14 protein-coding genes and 1 tRNA gene are annotated in these 15747 nt (G+C 64.7%); 8 read left to right on the top strand and 7 right to left on the bottom strand.

What is annotated here, in order from left to right; genetic code table 11:
* Positions 1–215: 215 nt before the first annotated feature.
* A complete protein-coding gene (locus tag JWP60_RS18640; RefSeq protein ID WP_299794771.1) occupies positions 216–1223 on the bottom strand; it encodes an NAD(P)-dependent oxidoreductase in 1008 nt (335 codons plus the stop codon).
* A 105-nt stretch (positions 1224–1328) separates the two neighbouring features.
* Here JWP60_RS18640 and galU point away from each other — a divergent pair, with 105 nt between their 5' ends.
* The gene (gene galU / locus JWP60_RS18635; protein WP_299794769.1) at positions 1329–2216 is read left to right on the top strand and encodes a UTP--glucose-1-phosphate uridylyltransferase GalU; all 888 of its coding nucleotides are present in this window, start codon (positions 1329–1331) and stop codon (positions 2214–2216) included.
* A gap of 106 nt (positions 2217–2322) precedes the next feature.
* On the opposite strand, the gene JWP60_RS18630 is transcribed toward galU, so the two are convergent.
* Entirely contained in the window at positions 2323–3201 is an 879-nt protein-coding gene (locus tag JWP60_RS18630; RefSeq protein ID WP_299794767.1) for a D-hexose-6-phosphate mutarotase, read from the bottom strand.
* 26 nt (positions 3202–3227) lie between these two features.
* The gene (locus JWP60_RS18625; protein ID WP_299794765.1) at positions 3228–3455 is read right to left on the bottom strand and encodes a sulfurtransferase TusA family protein; all 228 of its coding nucleotides are present in this window, start codon (positions 3453–3455) and stop codon (positions 3228–3230) included.
* A gap of 469 nt (positions 3456–3924) precedes the next feature.
* Here JWP60_RS18625 and JWP60_RS18620 point away from each other — a divergent pair, with 469 nt between their 5' ends.
* Positions 3925–4743: a glycerophosphodiester phosphodiesterase family protein gene (locus JWP60_RS18620; protein WP_299794763.1), complete on the top strand. Its 819-nt coding sequence runs from the start codon at positions 3925–3927 to the stop codon at positions 4741–4743.
* A gap of 15 nt (positions 4744–4758) precedes the next feature.
* Here JWP60_RS18620 and JWP60_RS18615 read toward each other — a convergent pair whose 3' ends face one another.
* Together JWP60_RS18615 and cysM are read right to left on the bottom strand one after the other, a co-directional pair.
* Positions 4759–5271, bottom strand: a complete 513-nt coding sequence (locus tag JWP60_RS18615) for an NUDIX hydrolase (RefSeq protein WP_299794775.1) — start codon at positions 5269–5271, stop codon at positions 4759–4761.
* 91 nt (positions 5272–5362) lie between these two features.
* Positions 5363–6265 carry a cysteine synthase CysM gene (gene cysM, locus JWP60_RS18610; RefSeq protein WP_299794761.1) on the bottom strand — a complete coding sequence of 301 codons (903 nt, stop codon included), beginning with the start codon at positions 6263–6265 and terminating at the stop codon, positions 5363–5365.
* 41 nt (positions 6266–6306) lie between these two features.
* Here cysM and JWP60_RS18605 point away from each other — a divergent pair.
* Together JWP60_RS18605 and JWP60_RS18600 are read left to right on the top strand one after the other, a co-directional pair.
* A tRNA-Leu gene (locus tag JWP60_RS18605) sits at positions 6307–6393 on the top strand.
* Positions 6394–6408: 15 nt separating this feature from the next.
* A complete protein-coding gene (locus JWP60_RS18600; RefSeq protein WP_299794759.1) occupies positions 6409–6780 on the top strand; it encodes a VanZ family protein in 372 nt (123 codons plus the stop codon).
* Between the two features lie 80 nt (positions 6781–6860).
* Here JWP60_RS18600 and JWP60_RS18595 read toward each other — a convergent pair whose 3' ends face one another.
* Positions 6861–7436 (bottom strand): hypothetical protein, encoded by a 576-nt coding sequence (locus tag JWP60_RS18595; protein ID WP_299794757.1) that lies wholly within the window; start codon positions 7434–7436, stop codon positions 6861–6863.
* 179 nt (positions 7437–7615) lie between these two features.
* On the opposite strand from JWP60_RS18595, the gene JWP60_RS18590 reads away from it, so the two are divergent.
* The 4 genes from JWP60_RS18590 to JWP60_RS18575 all read left to right on the top strand — a co-directional run bounded on the left by JWP60_RS18590 (position 7616) and on the right by JWP60_RS18575 (position 14096).
* On the top strand, positions 7616–9871 hold the full coding sequence (locus JWP60_RS18590; RefSeq protein WP_299794755.1) for a YjbH domain-containing protein: 2256 nt from the start codon (positions 7616–7618) through the stop codon (positions 9869–9871).
* A 356-nt stretch (positions 9872–10227) separates the two neighbouring features.
* Entirely contained in the window at positions 10228–11388 is a 1161-nt protein-coding gene (locus JWP60_RS18585) for a polysaccharide biosynthesis/export family protein (protein ID WP_299794753.1), read from the top strand.
* Positions 11385–11816: a low molecular weight protein-tyrosine-phosphatase gene (locus JWP60_RS18580; protein ID WP_299794751.1), complete on the top strand. Its 432-nt coding sequence runs from the start codon at positions 11385–11387 to the stop codon at positions 11814–11816. Before JWP60_RS18585 ends, JWP60_RS18580 begins: the two co-directional genes overlap by 4 nt.
* 12 nt (positions 11817–11828) lie before the next feature.
* Complete coding sequence (locus JWP60_RS18575; protein WP_299794749.1) at positions 11829–14096, top strand: polysaccharide biosynthesis tyrosine autokinase; 2268 nt, start codon at positions 11829–11831, stop codon at positions 14094–14096.
* 83 nt (positions 14097–14179) lie between these two features.
* On the opposite strand, the gene JWP60_RS18570 is transcribed toward JWP60_RS18575, so the two are convergent.
* A complete protein-coding gene (locus JWP60_RS18570) occupies positions 14180–15742 on the bottom strand; it encodes a glycosyl hydrolase family 28-related protein (protein WP_299794747.1) in 1563 nt (520 codons plus the stop codon).
* Positions 15743–15747 lie beyond the last annotated feature (5 nt).

Below are 15747 nucleotides of genomic sequence, written 5' to 3'. Positions count from 1 at the left end.
GGGAGCAGATGCCGCGAGATCTACGTGACGTGGTCTGAGCCAGAAGGCTGGGCACGGCGTGCACCTGCTCCGAACGGGTCGCCCCGAACCCTGAAAGTCTAGGAGAAGAAGATACAAGGCTGGGCTGCGCGCCAGCGAACCCCAGCTTTCTTTCGGGCGTGTCGCTGGGGTGCCTGTCGGCAGCCCAGCCTACGAAGGCCCCTCTCCTCAATCCCTCAAGAATCCGACAACGGCACCGGCGCGCTCTCCGGCAGCACCGAATCCAGCCCCATCGGCCCCGTCATCAGCGCCTCGAAGCCCGATTGCCTCGGCTGCGTCAGCGTTTCGTGCAGCCGCTGCGCCACGTACCAGCTGCCGCGGGCACGCGCCTCGCGCGTCGCCCCGCGCAGCCGCGGCGTGAGATACAGATTCGGGTGCTCGTACAGCGAAGTACCCCGCCCCGCAAACGCCGGATCCGCGCCATCCAAAATGGCCGCGTCGATCCGCCCATCCGCCATCGCGGTGGCCAGCGCGTCCGGCTCGAAGAGCGCGCTGCGCGTGGTCGCCACCCACACCTGCCCCGGCTTGCAGTGCGCCAGCGCCTTGGCGTTGATGAAGTGCTCGTAGCGCTTGGCATAGAGCACCTGCGCCGTTACCGCATCGGCGCGCGACAGCAAGTCGTTCAGGCTGACCGGCTGGATGCGCAAGCGCTGCCAGGTGCTGGCCGTGGGATGCACGGCCGGGTCATACCCGATCAGGCGGGCGCCCAGGGCATCGAGCATCAGCGCCAGCGCATGCGCGGCCGGCGCCAGCCCGAGGATGCCCACCACGCTGCCATGCAGCTCCCGACCCAGCCCGTGCGAGGCCGTGCGATCGCCCTTCACCGCGCCGGCAATGCCGCGGCGGTACAGCAGCATCAGGCTGGCCAGCAGGAATTCGGCCGTGGCGCGCACCTGCGCACTGTTGGCCTGGATCACGCGCACGCGGCGCTCGCGGCAGGCTTCGAGATCGGTGCTCTCCGCGCTGCCCTGCATGCGCGCGATGCCGCGCAGCACCGGGGCGAAATCGAGGAATTCGCGCGTGACCTGCACCCTGCGGGGCAGCACCACCGACTGCACGTTGTAGAGCTCGCGTCGCAATGCCGCCGGATCGTCGGCCAGATCGGGGCGATAGGCGACCTGGTGCCGCTCCCCCAGCCAGGCGAGGGCTTCGGGAACCAGGCGATCCAGCAAAAGGATTTCCAACACAAACCTTCCTCGGGCGCCGCCGGGCCCGTTGTTCCAGCAAAATCAAGGATCCCGGTCAGTGCCTCTGCGGCCTGACTTTATCGAGAACTGCACTTGCGGCATATGAAAAAGTTCACAAACGTTAACAAAGCAGTGTTTCCCGTTGCAGGACTGGGCACCCGCTTCCTGCCCGCCACCAAGGCTGCGCCCAAGGAAATGCTGCCCGTCGTGGACAAGCCCCTGATCCAGTACGCGGTCGAGGAGGCGTACGAGGCGGGCATCCGCCATATGGTGTTCGTCACCGGCCGGAACAAGCGCGCCATCGAGGACCATTTCGACACCGCCTACGAGCTGGAGAACGAACTCGAAACCGCCGGCAAGGAAGCGCTGCTGGCGCTGGTGCGCTCGCTCACGCCCGACGACATGGACTGCTCGTATGTGCGCCAGCCGCGCTCGCTGGGCCTCGGCCACGCCGTGCTGTGCGCGGCACATATCGTGGGCGACGAGCCCTTTGCGGTGCTGCTGGCCGACGACCTGATGACGGGCCGCGACGGCGGCCCCGGCGTGCTGGCGCAGATGGTGGAGACCTTCCGCGAAGTGCAGAACTCGGTGCTGGCCGTGCAGGAGGTGCCACTCGAGCACGTCAAGCGCTATGGCATCGTCGCCGGCGACGCCGTGGGCGAACGCCTGGTGAACGTGAAGCAGATGGTGGAAAAGCCCTCGCCCGAGCAGGCACCCTCACGCCTGGGCGTGGCGGGTCGCTACGTGCTGACGCCCGGCGTGTTCGACAAGATCCGCAACCAGCCCCGCGGCACCGGCGGCGAAATCCAGCTGACCGATGGCATCGCGCAATTGATCGGCAACGAGGGCGTGCATGCGTACCGCTATGAAGGCAAGCGCTACGACTGTGGCAGCAAGGAAGGCTTCCTGGAAGCCACCGTCGAACTGGCGTTGCGGCACGCGGAGGTGGGGCCGGCTTTCCGCGGGTATTTGAAGTCGCTGAAGCTGTAGCTGCGTCCCGCGCGTCGTAGGCTGGGCTGCGCGCGAAGCCGCACCCCAGCAGACGGCGCTTCCTATGTGCACCGAAAGCTGGGGTGCGGCTGCGCCGCATCCCAGCCTACGGGATCCGCCGCAACCCAGCCGACGAATCCCCGAAGCCCTGGGCGTGCGGCAACTCGATGCGCTGCACCCCGCTCCACGTCTTCCCGGGCGCCAACTGCACCGGATGCTCGATCGTCGCGGCTTCGATGCAAAGCATCCGCGGCCAATCTTCCGGCGGCATGTCGCCCAGGCGCGCGGCCTTGGCCGGACCCGGATTCCACACCACCACGTCTTCGAATCCGCGCTGCGTGATGCGCCGCGGCGGCTCTCCCTCCGCCGTGAGTTGCAAGGGCCGCGACACCCCCCGATAAACCCGGTCGATCTCGTCATCGATGCGCAGCGCTTCCGAGCGCGCCATCCGCACCGTGCCGGCATCGACCATGTCTTCGCAATGCAGGCCCTGCAATCCATCGAGCTGCACCGCGCGCACGTCGGCCACGGCCAGATACGTATGCAGCGCGCACGTGAAGTCATACGCGCTGCGGCCGGTATTGGCCGCCTGCAATTCCAGCTCCAGCCACCGCGGGCCGAGCCGCACCACCAGCAGCAGGCAGAAGCCGTGCTCCCACTTCCCCGGCACCATGCTGGAATCGAGCTGGAAGTGTCCCTCGGCGACCGGTGCCGTGGCAATCGCCGGCGCCACCATCTCCCAACGGCTGGTGCGCGCGAACCCGTGCTTGGGCAGCGGTCCGCGCTCGGAGAACTGGGGAAAGCACACCGGCACGCCACCGCGCGCCGCCTTGCCAGGCGCGGGCGGCGAGAGCGGGCTGGCATAGAGTTGCTCGCCCTCGCCTGCCGGCCGCCATGACATCACTTGCGCGCCATGCAGGCAGACGCTGGCCTCATCGCCCGCCGCATTGCGCAGGATGACGAGCGCGTCGCTGCTGCCGGCCATGGAAGCCACTGGCGTGATGCGGTCGCTCAGCGTCGCCGCAGTACGTGGATGAATTCCTCGCCCACGGTCTGCTGCTCCACCAGCTCGTTGCCCGTCTGCTTGGAGAACGCCTGGAAGTCGCGCAGCGACCCGCCGTCGGTGGAGATCACCTTGAGCAGCTGCCCGGTCTGCATGTCCGTCAGCGCCTTCTTGGCCTTCAGGATGGGCAAGGGGCAATTCAGCCCGCGGGTGTCGATTTCCTTGTCGAATTCCATAAGTGCCCCTCCGAATAGCCCATTGTAGAAAAGGTACTCGTCGTCCGTACTCGCGCTTGATTGCGCGCGCCCGGCCGTCGTACAGACTCGCTTGGAGAGGGCGTACTTTTTCAGCACTACTCAGCCTTACTGTGCAACAATTTGTATTCAGCACGCGCCGAGCGCGAAAGGAAGTGAAGTGGCGATTACCAGCTTGGCCGCGATTGCTCGGTGTACGGCAGTCGTTCGCTTGATGGCGCTTTCCGGGCTGGTGTCCGCATGCGGAGGAGGAAGTGATGCGAGTGCCGCTCCCGAAGCCGCGGAGACGGGACCGGCGGCAGCGGCGCCAAGCTTCGTTTCCGCTCCGGCGAGCTCGCCAGTGACGGACTTGCCCACCGCGCCCGCACCCGCACCCGCACTTGGAGGCACAGCCGCTGGAGCTGCCCCCGCACCTGCAGCCGCACCGGCCCTTGTCCCCGCACTGCTGCCCGTGAATTCGGCCACAGGCGCCGTGCTGGGGTGCGTCTCACAGGGCACCTCTGGCGCCCCGCTGGTGATCGGACACCGCGGCTATCCCGCGGTCGCTCCTGAAAACACCTTATCCTCATTTCGCGCGGCGATCGCCGCAGGCGCAAAGTGGGTCGAGACTGACGGACAGGTGACCAAGGACGCTCAGGTCGTGCTGATGCACGACCCGACTCTGGACCGAACCACGAACGTGAAGACGCTTTATCCGGCACGCAGCCCGTGGAACATCAAGGACTTCACGTATGCTGAAATCCAGCAACTCGATGCCGGCTCATGGTTTGGCGCCAAATTCGTTGGCGAGCCGGTTCCGCTGCTGTCTGATCTGCTTTCGCTACTCACGCAGGCGGAGACGGGATTGCTGCTCGAGATCAAGTCTGGAGGCTTGACCGACCCCGACGCCATTGCAATGGTGTTGAACAGTGCAGGCTGGGTAGCAGGAGGGCTGCCGACGCATCAATTTTGCGTGAACTCGTTCTTCGTCCAGAGCGCTCAGCGTTTCAAGCGACAGTTGCCAGATGTGGAGGTGCAGGTCATCGTGAGTGGCGCAATGAGTGCGGCGACCTTGCAGACCGTAAACACATTCGCGGATGGATTGATGGTCTCGTGGGATGCGCTCAGCTCGCCCGTCTACAGCGGTCCAGAACGGGTGCTGCGGAGCGTATTTGCCTGGACAGTGGACAATCCCACCGACCTGACAGCAATCTTCAAATACCCGGTTGCCGGCGTGATCACCAACAACTACCCCGTCATGCGAGCCGCGGTGACCGCAGCCAAGCCCTGACCAGGCTACGTGCAGCTACATGAATTGCGGTTCGACGTTCTTGCTGCGCAACCAGTCGGCCAGCGCATGGCCGGTGCCGGCCGGCCAGCATCGCACCTGGTCGAAAGCGAACAGCTTGTAGTCCACCAATTCGGGCGACAGCTTCACCTCGCCCTCGCACAACGCATGGTAGGCGATGATCACCTGGTTCATCCGCTTGAAATCGTAGACACCGATCAGGTCCAGCGACAGCGCGCGCAGGTTCGTCTCTTCGGCGATCTCCCGCGCAATGCCTTCCTGCGGCGTCTCGTTGGCCTCCATGAAGCCGGTGATCAGCGCGTACATCTTGTTCGTCCACGCCGCATTGCGCGCCAGCAGGATCTTGCCCTGGACTTCGACGACCGCCGCCAGCACGGGCGTGGGATTGTTCCAGTGCGTCCAGCCGCAGGCGGGGCAGCGCAGCCGCTGCTTCTCGCCGCCGTCCTCCTGCTGCGCTATCCATGCCAGCGGCGTCGCGCATTGCGGGCAGAACCGAAAACCCTCGGTCAGAATGCCTCCCCCAGGCTTGCCCGCTGCGCGGACTGCGCCTCCCCCCTCCACAAGCGGAGGGGGCGAGCGCCTTCGGGCGGCCGTGCGGCGCTCACGCCGGGAACACCCCGGTGGAGAGATAGCGATCCCCGCGATCGCACACCACGAACACGATGGTGGCGTTCTCGACCTTTTGCGCGATCTGCTGCGCCACCCACAATGCGCCCGCGGCGGAGATGCCCGCGAAAATGCCCTCCTCGCGGGCCATGCGGCGGGCCATTTCCTCGGCTTCGTCCTGCGTCACGTAGACCAGCTCGTCCACGGTTCGGGGGTCATAGATCTTGGGCAGGTATTCCTCCGGCCACTTGCGGATGCCGGGAATGCGCGAACCCTCGCTGGGCTGCGCGCCGACGATGCGCACCGCGGAATTCTTTTCCTTCAGGAAGCGCGACACTCCCGTGATGGTGCCCGTCGTGCCCATCGCACTGACGAAGTGCGTGATGCGGCCCTCGGTCTGCTCCCACAGCTCCGGGCCCGTGGTCTCGTAATGGATGCGCGGGTTGTCGGGATTGGCGAATTGATCGAGCACGCGGCCCTTGCCTTCGCGCTGCATGTTCTCGGCCAGGTCGCGCGCGTACTCGATGCCGGCGCTCTTGGGCGTGAGCAGGAGCTCGGCGCCATAGGCCTTCATGGTCTGCGCGCGCTCGATCGACAGGTCCTCCGGCATGATCAGCACCATGCGGTAGCCGCGGATGGCCGCGGCCATCGCCAGCGCGATCCCGGTGTTGCCGGACGTGGCTTCGATCAGCGTATCGCCGGGCTTGATGTCGCCGCGCTCTTCCGCGCGCTTGATCATCGAAAGCGCGGGGCGATCTTTCACCGAGCCGGCGGGATTGTTGCCCTCGAGCTTGCCGAGGATGACGTTGCCTCGCCTGGCGTTGTCGGCCGCTCCAATGCGCTGCAGCGCGACCAGCGGCGTACGGCCGATCGCGTCCTCAATCGTCGGATATTCCATGGCATCACTGTGCCATAATTTCCGATTCCCCCTCTCCAGCTGCCGGAGTGGCGAAATCGGTAGACGCAGCAGACTCAAAATCTGCCGGTGGCAACACCATCCCGGTTCGATTCCGGGCTCCGGCACCAGCAATGAATCCCGCCATGACCAGCACCCGCCCGTCGCCGGTGCAGTGGGCGACATTCGTCTCGCTGCTCGTCCTGCTGTTTGCCGGCATCCTGATGCCCGGCGCATTGAAGAGCGACATCGAACATCGCATGTGGCACGTGCTGCCGTGGGCGCACCTGGCGCATTTCACTCTCTTTGCACTGATTGCCTCGTGCCCTGTTTACGGAAGCGGGCGCCCGGCCGTTGTGCGCGCAATTGCGCTCGCCGCATTGCTGGCCGTCGTGACCGAATTGCTCCAGAACTTCATACCCGGCCGCCACCCGACGATCCGCGATTGCTTCATTGACTTGACGGGAACGCTGGCCGGTCTTGCTGCGCGGCGCATGTTCGACCCACGCTACCGATAGCCAGATCCACAGCCGCCCGCCAATTCGCGGGCGCAAAAAAGCCCGCATCACTGCGGGCTTTTTCGTGTGTGCGAGCTGAATCAGCCGCCGCTTGCGCCCGTGGCGCCAGTCGCTGCGGTCGTTTGCACGGTCGCGACCGACGCCCCGTTCACGACGACAGTGCCGTTGTCCAGGATGTCGACCGTGAAGTTCTGGGCCGCGGACACCGAGTTGCCCACGTCGAAGGTCACCGGCACGGCGGTGGCACCTGCCGAGACCGACAGGCCGCCCGTCTGCGCGGTGATGCTGCAGGGGGTGACCTCGATCACCTGGCCCGCCGCCAGCTTGCTGCCTGCCGGATAGGTGGAGGTCGTGACCGTGAAGATGCAGGAGCCGAAAGTCAGCTTGCCGTTGGCGGTGCCCTGGGCCGAGCTCACCGTGAACGTGGAGGCGCTGTTCAGGGCGACCGTCGTGGCGGACGTGGTGCCCAGCGATGGAACGCCGGAAGCGAACGAGAACGACTGGCCTGCCACCGCGTTCACGGTGGAGGCGTTCACGTTGGCAGTCACGTTGGACGCGGCAACCAGCGGGGTGGGCGTGCCGCCGCCGCCGCCGCCGCACGCGACCAGGGAAGCCACGGAGGCGAGCAGGGTGAGGGAGAGCGCGAGTTTGTTCATGTGTCAGGTCCTTGGGGAAGTAGGGGAGAGGAAGGGATCGCGCCGGGTGCACGCTCGGGGTAGATTACAAGAATCGTGAACACACGTAAACTGCGGCAAGTGAATGTGTGCGCTTGCGCGTACAACTATCACGTGTATGCGCCATCGGTGCTTTCCTTCAACAACGACCCATAAGGCCGATGCGCCACTCCATCATTTCCGCGGCCGTCCTGCTGGCCTGCTCCTCCTCGTGGGCCCAAGTGGCGCAGACCATGACCCAGGCCGGATTTACCGGCTTGTCGATCACCCCCAATGCGAACCTTCTCGGGTGGGGGCGCAGCGAGTTTTCGTTCGACAACCAGATGCCGGGAATCGTCGCCAGAAACAGCAGCACGCAGGGTCCGAAAGGCGACAATTTCGTGCTCGGTTTCGGTCTGCTGCCGAACTTCGAACTCGCCGGACGTCTCGCCAGCACGTCGCTCAACCGTAATTGTTTCTCGGAAGGCTGCGGCGTCCGCGATTTGTCAGCTTCGGGCAAAGTGGGCATCGGGCTGGACACGTCGGGCCATTTTCACGCGGCTTTCGGCCTCACCGACATCGGCGGTAGCGTCACTTATGTGCGCAGCTACTACGGTGTGCTCACGTACGACGGCGGACCTTTCGAGGCGAGCGCCGGCCTGGCCAAACGCAGTGGCAACGGCATCAGCGGGTCGCGTTCGCCACTCAATGGCCCGTTCGCCTCCGCGGCCTGGCAGCCTCTGCCCCTGGTGCGGGCCCATGTCGAATATTCGGACGGCAACGCGTGGGCCGGTGCGCGTTTGTTTGCACCGGCGTCCTGGCTGCCCGAGGGCTGGTCGGCGCACGTCGGCGTGAACCAGCGGATTACCGGCAGCAATGTCACCGATCGGCATTGGTGGGGGGTCGGCCTCTCCATTCCGCTGTACAAGGTTCCTGCGTTGCCGGGCAACACGCAACGCGCGCCACTGCCTCCCTTGAGCGGCACGCAGCAGCGCCTGCCGGCGTACGAAGCACGCGTCCCCGCTCCCGCGCTGGCCGAAGCCGACCGGCCCGCAGCCATCGTGGCTACACCGATCCCGGCGCCCTCCCCCGCAGTTCCCGCGTCGCCGCGGCCTGCGGGCGCTGCTGCAATCACCGATGGCACCCTGCAGGATCTTGCAGAGACCCTGAAGGCCAAGGGCCTGGAAGACATCTACGTCGGCCGGATGGCGGACGGCTCCGTTGCGGTGCGCGCCAACAACGCCAGCTACAACTGGAACTCCCTCGATGCGCTGGGCGCCGGCCTGGGCGCGGTGGCCCGCACGCTGGGCGATACGCGTGTGGCCTACCGCTTCATCCTGACGCAGCGGCAGATTCCGATCGTCGCCGCGACCGGCGAGGCGGATTGCCTGCGCGCGTGGATTGCCGGTGCCGCGCAGACCTGCACGGCCGGCGAGCTGACGACCCCCGGCACCACGCCGCTGGACGATCTGCAATCGGGCGCAGCGTGGGTGGTGAAGGCGGCCGCGCCCAGCCGCGACACCCTGCGCGTGACCATCGCTCCCGTGCTGCGCACCAACGTCGGCTCGGAATTCGGCGTGCTGGATTATTCGGCGGGCACGAACATCGGCTTGCTGCTGCCGCTGTGGGCAGGAGCAACGGCTGAAGTCCGGCAGGACATCGCTCTGACCAACACTTCGGACTATGACCCCGGCGGAGTCTTCGACGACCGGCGCATCCGCACCCGCGTCGAACGCGCGGCCTTCACGCAGGCGGCGCGCATCCCACTGGAGCGCTGGCTGGGCAAGGACCCGGTCACCAGCGCCAGCTACGGCTTGACGGCCCTCACCGGGCAGGTTTCGCTGGGCCGCTTTGGCGGCTACTTCGACGGGGCCCACGTGGAGGCGCGCTGGGAACCGGGCGAAGGCCGGCACCGCGTGACGGCAGAAGGCGGCCTGTTCCGCAACGCCAACTTCGGCGAACTCGGATCGCCCGGTCCCCGCACGGCGCGCCCCCTGCTGGCGGAGTACCGGTACAACTACACTCCCACGCGCACGTACTTCGAGGCCACGGGCGGCAACTTCATGAACAACGACCTGGGCTTCCAGCTCGGGATGCGCCAGTGGTTCGGCGACGTATCGGTGAACCTCTACTACCGCCGCAGCAAGCTGGAGAATGAGTCCACGCACCAGTTCGTCGGCATCCAGCTTTCGGTGCCGCTGACGCCCAGGCGAGAAATGGAACCGGTGCACCACGTGCAGGTAACGGGATCGCCGCGCTTCAGCCAAGGAGTGGAAACAACGGTTCGCGAGAAGGGGAGCAACCCGGTGCGCACCGGCTTCGGCGTGTTCCCGCCGGTGCCTTCACTGGACGCGACCTTCAACTTCGACCGCGCGGGGCTGCTGTACATGGAGGACAACGTGCGGCGGATCCGTGATGCAGCACGTGCTCTGCAGTAACATCAAACTTTCCTCAATCCTGTCCTTTGCCAGGGGCTGCTACGAGTCCACCGCGGGGAACTGGGTTATATTTTCATGTTCCTTTCGTAACACATGGCGTAGGTCCCCTAGGACGAGGCTCACCAGCCGCGCCGGAGTGATACTGTGGGGCGCCGCTCTCATCGGTGCGAAGGCCAAGCTTTCCCCTGTGCTGCCGAAACGTGAGACGAACTTTCAGTTGGACAGGAAGTACAGCAACACCCCTGTCGCCCTGAATACGTCGAACCGGCAGCTTTCTACAAGTGCATGAGCCGTTCTGCCCCTGTCGCGGAAAGGTCCGTGCACGACACGGCAATAGATCAACGAACAAGAGCGAGATGGGAAACGATTCACTTCGCCGGCTGTGGGCCTCAGTGGCTTTGGTCGGTATGGCGATGCTGCAGGGATGTGCCGTTGTTACCGCCCCTGGCTTTGACTTCGCGGATCCGAAGACGCGCACGAGCGTAACTCTGGGGCAGTACGTGCCGGGCGATTCTGATCAAGCGGCTGCCGGTACCGTCACGCCGATCACCCCGGCTCTCATTCAGGCGGAAGCGCGGGCGAAGCCGACCGCGATCCCGCCTGAGGTGATCAAGTTCTTCGGTGAGGCGAAGCCTTACACGATCGGGCCGAGTGACATCATTACAGTGATTGTCTATGACCACCCGGAACTCCTGCCGGGAGCGGGGACGGTGATTAGCCAGCAAGTCGATCCCACCGGCATCAGCAGTGCGCCGGGATTCCTTGTGGATAGCGAGGGAATAGTGTTCTTTCCCTATGCGGGGCGAATCCATGTCGGTGGTCTCACAGAATCTCAAGCTTCGGAACTCGTGGCCCGCCGTATCGCCCGAGTGATCAAGGATCCGCAAGTCACAGTCCGGATTAACTCCTTCCGCAGCCGCCGCGCCTACGTGGACGGGGAAGTCCGCGTGCCTGGCACGCAGATCTTCACCGACGTTCCAATGACGTTGCCAGAGGCTATCAACCGAGCGGGTGGTGTCACCGCTGCAGGTGATCGGTCGTTTGTCACTCTGACGCGTGACAACGAAACGACGGTGATCGACTTGCCACAACTGCAGGAATTGGGAGTCAATCCGAATCGAATTCTCCTGCAAAATGGGGACTTGGTCACCGTGCGCAATCGGGAAGACCGCAAGGTGTTTGTTATGGGTGAGATCAGCCGGCCGTCTGCCCTAGTGATGCGCAATGGTCGCCTGACGCTCAACGAGGCTCTGGGTGAAGCGGGCGGCCCCAACCTCAACACTGCGAACACGAGCCAGATCTACGTCATCCGCAACGCGAGCGACGGCACGCCCGCCGTGTTCCATCTAAACGCGGGCAATCCTGCGGCGCTGGCGCTCGCGGAGACCTTTCCGCTGCAGCCACGCGACGTGGTGTATATCGATCCGGTCCCGCTGGTGCAATGGAACCGCATCATGAGCCTGATTCTGCCGAGTGCGCAGGCCCTGAATACGGGACGCCAGATCATCGGTCCATGAACTCCATTCTGGTCGTGTGCGAGGGAAACATCTGCCGCAGTCCCATGGCTGAGGGGTTGTTGCGGGCGGCGCTTCCCGCAGCGCGCGTGAGTTCGGCCGGCTTGGGCGCACTGATCGGCCAGCCGGCAGATGAAATGGCTGTCCAACTGCTCAAGGAGCGCGGCCTGGACATCTCCGATCACCGGGCGGCCCAGCTTACGCGGCAGATGTGTCTCAATGCCGATCTGGTCTTGGTCATGGACCAGATTCAACGCATGCGCGTCGAGGAGATGTATCCGCAGGTGCACGGGCGCGTGTTCAAGATTGGCGAGTTCACGAGTCAGGACGTGCCGGATCCGTACCGGCAGCCCGATAAAGCGTTTCGCGATGCTCTCTTCCACATTGAAGAAGGCATCAAGGAATGGTTGCGCCGCATTGAGAGACTTTGAAAAGGCACTTCCATGAATGCCCCACATTCTTTGCAGCAGCTGACTGCTGCCGGATCGAACCCCGCACAGCAACGTGTCGAGGAAGAGGCCGAACTCAACCTAGTCGAATACTGGGACATCATTGCCGATAACCGCTGGCTGGTTGCGGCGGTGACGGCGCTGGCCGTGACCATCGGCGGCGCCTATGCCTTGCTGGCCAAGCCGCTCTACGAGACCAACCTTCTCATCCAAGTCGAAGATTCGGCGGGTTCCGCGAAAAGCTTTCTGGGCGAAGCGGCCAGCCTGTTCGACGTGAAGACGGCGGCTGCCGCCGAAATTGAAATCCTCCGGTCGCGGATGGTCCTGGGCCAAGCGGTCGACAATACCCATCTCTACATCGAGGCAGGGCCGCGCTATCTGCCGCTCGTTGGCGAATGGATGTCTCGCCACGCCGAGGCACCGTCGGAACCGGGATTGCTCGGTTTCGGGGGCTGGGTGACCGGCAACGAGAAGATCGAGGTCGAAACCTTCGATGTTCCGACGGACTACGAAGGCACGCGCTTCCGCATTACCAAGCTGCAGGGCGACCGATTCTCCGTCGCCCATTCCGACTTCGGAAAGGATGTTGTCGGAACAGTCGGCGTGCCGCTGAAGGCGCGCGTGCCGGGCGGTGAAGTCTCAATTCTCCTGCATCAGCTGGCCGGAAAGCCGGGCGCGCAATTCAACGTCACGCGGTTCTCCCGGCTCAAGAAAATCGAGGAGCTGCAGACCGACCTCAAGCTAGCCGAAAAGGGACATCAATCCGGCATCGTCGATGCCAGCCTGCGCGACACCGATCGCGAACGCCTCTCGGCCATCCTCAACGAGATCGGCAAGCAATACGTCCAACAGAACGTTGAGCGTAAGGCGGCCGAAGCGCAGAAGACGCTCGCCTTCCTGGATGTCCAACTGCCCCAGTTCAAGAAGCAGTTGGATCAGTCCGAAGAGGCCTACAACAGTTACCGGAACCAGAAAGGCACGGTCTCACTCGACGAGGAGGCCAAGCTGATCCTAGAGCGCTCGGTCGACCTGCAGAGCAAGCTTGTTGAGGCCCAACAAAGACGCCTGGAGCTCGTCTCCCGGTTCACGCCGGAGCACCCCGCCGTCAAGACGCTGGATGCGCAGATTGCCGGTTGGAACCGCGAAATCGCCGGCCTCAACTCCCGGGTGAAGGCCCTGCCTGCCGTGCAGCAGGATGCCGTCCGGCTGGAGCGCGACGTCAAGGTCAACAACGAGCTTTACGAGCAACTGCGCAACAACGCGATGCAGATGCAGCTGATCCGCGAAGGCAAGATCGGCAATGTGCGCCTGATCGATTCCGCGGCCATTCCCGAGGAACCAGTCCGGCCCAAGCGCGGGCTGACGCTCGCTATTGCGCTCGCGCTCGGCCTGGTTGCGGGCGTGCTGGCCGCCATCACCAGGAACGCGATCTTCCGCGGCATCCGGAATGTACAGGAGATCGAGGCCGACCTGGGCCTGAACGTCTACAGCACAGTGCCGTCCAGCTCCACCCAGGAACTGCTGGCCCGCCGCGTCGGCAGCAAGCAGCAGGGCTTGCACGTGCTTGCCAGCACGGCTCCTGAAGATCCGGCGGTCGAAAGCCTCCGCAGCCTGCGCACCGCCCTTCAGTTCGCCATGCTCGAGGCGCACAACAATTGCGTGCTGATCACGGGTGCCACCCCCGGCGTCGGCAAGAGCTTCATCTCCGCCAACTTCTCGGCGGTGCTGGCGAGCGCGGGCAAGCGCGTTCTGCTCATCGATGCGGATCTGCGCAAGGGGCACCTGAACCAGTACTTCGGCGTGGAGCGAAAAGGCGGCCTTTCCGAATTGACCACCGGGACAGTGACACTGGAACAAGCCATCCGAAAGCAGGTGCTGCCCAACCTCGACTTCGTCCCCACCGGTATTCTGCCGCCCAACCCTGCGGAACTCGTCGTCAGCAGCGCGTTCGGATCCCTGCTCAAGAGCCTATCGGCCAAGTACGACCTGGTCATCATCGACAGCGCGCCCGTGCTGGTCGCTGCCGATACGCTGTCCGTGTCGCTGCATGCCGGTACCGTTCTTCTCGTCGCCCGCGCGGACCAGACCCAGCTGGGCGAACTGCGGGAAAGCGCGCGGCGCCTGGCTCTCGCGGGGCGGACGGTGAGCGGCGTCGTGTTCAATGCGCTCGATCTCACGCGTCGGCACTACGGGCGGTATGGCTACAAGTACGGTGCCTACCAGTACCGGCAATACGCCTACCAGCCGCTCAAGGGCGAGTAGCAGCCCCGGCTCGCAGCACAGGCGGGATGTGTGTCCCCACATCCTACCGTCGGATCTCTCGTGCGGGCAACAACAGCCGGTGATCAGTCGGTCGTCGCGTCCGTGATGAGCCCCAGGGTGGCGAGCTTGTTCAGCAGATCGGCGAGAGCGCCATTGCCGCCTCGGGATCCGGCCACCCGCTGTCGTGCAACCGGCTTCGCGCCATAGAAGCCCACCTTCTGGGAGGCGCCCATGGCCAGCATGACGGAGGCCGCGCCCTCGCTGTTCGCGAGCCGCACCGTTCTCTGTGTCCTCGAACCGTCGTAACACCAGAGGTCGAGGACGTCGCCGTGCGCCGCATTGCTAACGGTGAAGATCTTGTTCGAGATCGATCCCGTCGTGAACTGCACCTGGTCCGACGCGAGATTGAGCGCGCCTATGCTGTATGCAACGTCCGCCGCATTCGCGTGTCGCATCGTCAGCATCGCGTTGTCGGCCTTCCCGTCGGACTGAAACGTGACACTGCCTGGAAAGCGCGCGTTGCGAGTGCGCATCTGCACCCCGTAGTCCTGATCGTAGAACACTGGAAAGCCCTCGGCCGCGGGGGCGATCGTCACGCCCAGCACGGCGTCATTGATCAGGTACCGTGCGTTGTAGCAGGCGCCGGCGCCGACCACGATCTGGGGCTTGGCGGAACCCTGGATCTGGATGAAGTCGCGATCGGCACCCAGCCTCTCCGAAGCGAAGCGGTAACCCGTGATGTTCCACCGCTGGCGGCCGTTGTCGGCGCCCACGCCGGCAATGGTGATGCACGGGGTGTTGTATTCGGACTTGAGGCCGACCACGTCCACAATCTGGGAGCCGGTGGCCTTGATGTGCCCGAGCGCATTGTGGTCACCTGAGAGACCGATCAACCGAATGGAACCGCCATTGCCGCGACCGCCGCTCGGCGCCGAGATCCCGCTCGCGAATCCAGCAACCGGGTGGTTGTCCATTAGCAGGCCGACCCCCTTGCTCGAATACCAAGTCGAGCAGTTGTCCAGATGGCCGACCGCCATCTCGCCACCCATGAAGATGTTGGCCTTCACGGCATTGCGGACATCACAACGCGTCAGGCGCGACTCCTCGCCCACGCACCAGATGACGATGCCGTAGTCGGCGACGCCATTGCAAATAACGGCCAAGTCTTCCAGCAGACCCCAATGCCAGAAGTCGGGCTTAGCGCCCTCCGAGAGATTCGGCGCCCAGGAGAAATTCTTCGTCTCCAGCACGCCGCGGTCAGGTGCCCACCTGGCGGCGGGATTCGCGTAGAAGACGGTTCCGTGATCGACCGCGGGGCTCTCTCCCGCGATCTGCGAGCGACCGCGTATCCGTATCGGTGCGGAAACCAGATAGGCGCCGGCCGGAAAGTACACGCGATAGTTCTGGTCGATCGCCTTCTGGATCTTGGCGGTGACGTCCAGGCGCGGCAGCCGCGGCGGCGTCGCGTAGGGGCTGTAGGACTGGACGTCCAGAACCTCCTCGGCGCTCATGTAGTCGAAGACGCTGAAGTGCTCCAATGGCTTGGGCGCCCGCTGAATCTGCTGTACCTGCTGCGCCCTCGCCTCGGCCTGCAGGAAGACGACCCCGGCGATGGTGGACTGGATGATCTTGCGACGTGAACCCACGAATG

The sequence above is a fragment of the Ramlibacter sp. genome (assembly GCF_028291745.1).
In the GTDB taxonomy this organism is placed as follows: domain Bacteria; phylum Pseudomonadota; class Gammaproteobacteria; order Burkholderiales; family Burkholderiaceae_C; genus Ramlibacter.
This window is presented reverse-complemented; position numbering and strand designations above follow the sequence as displayed.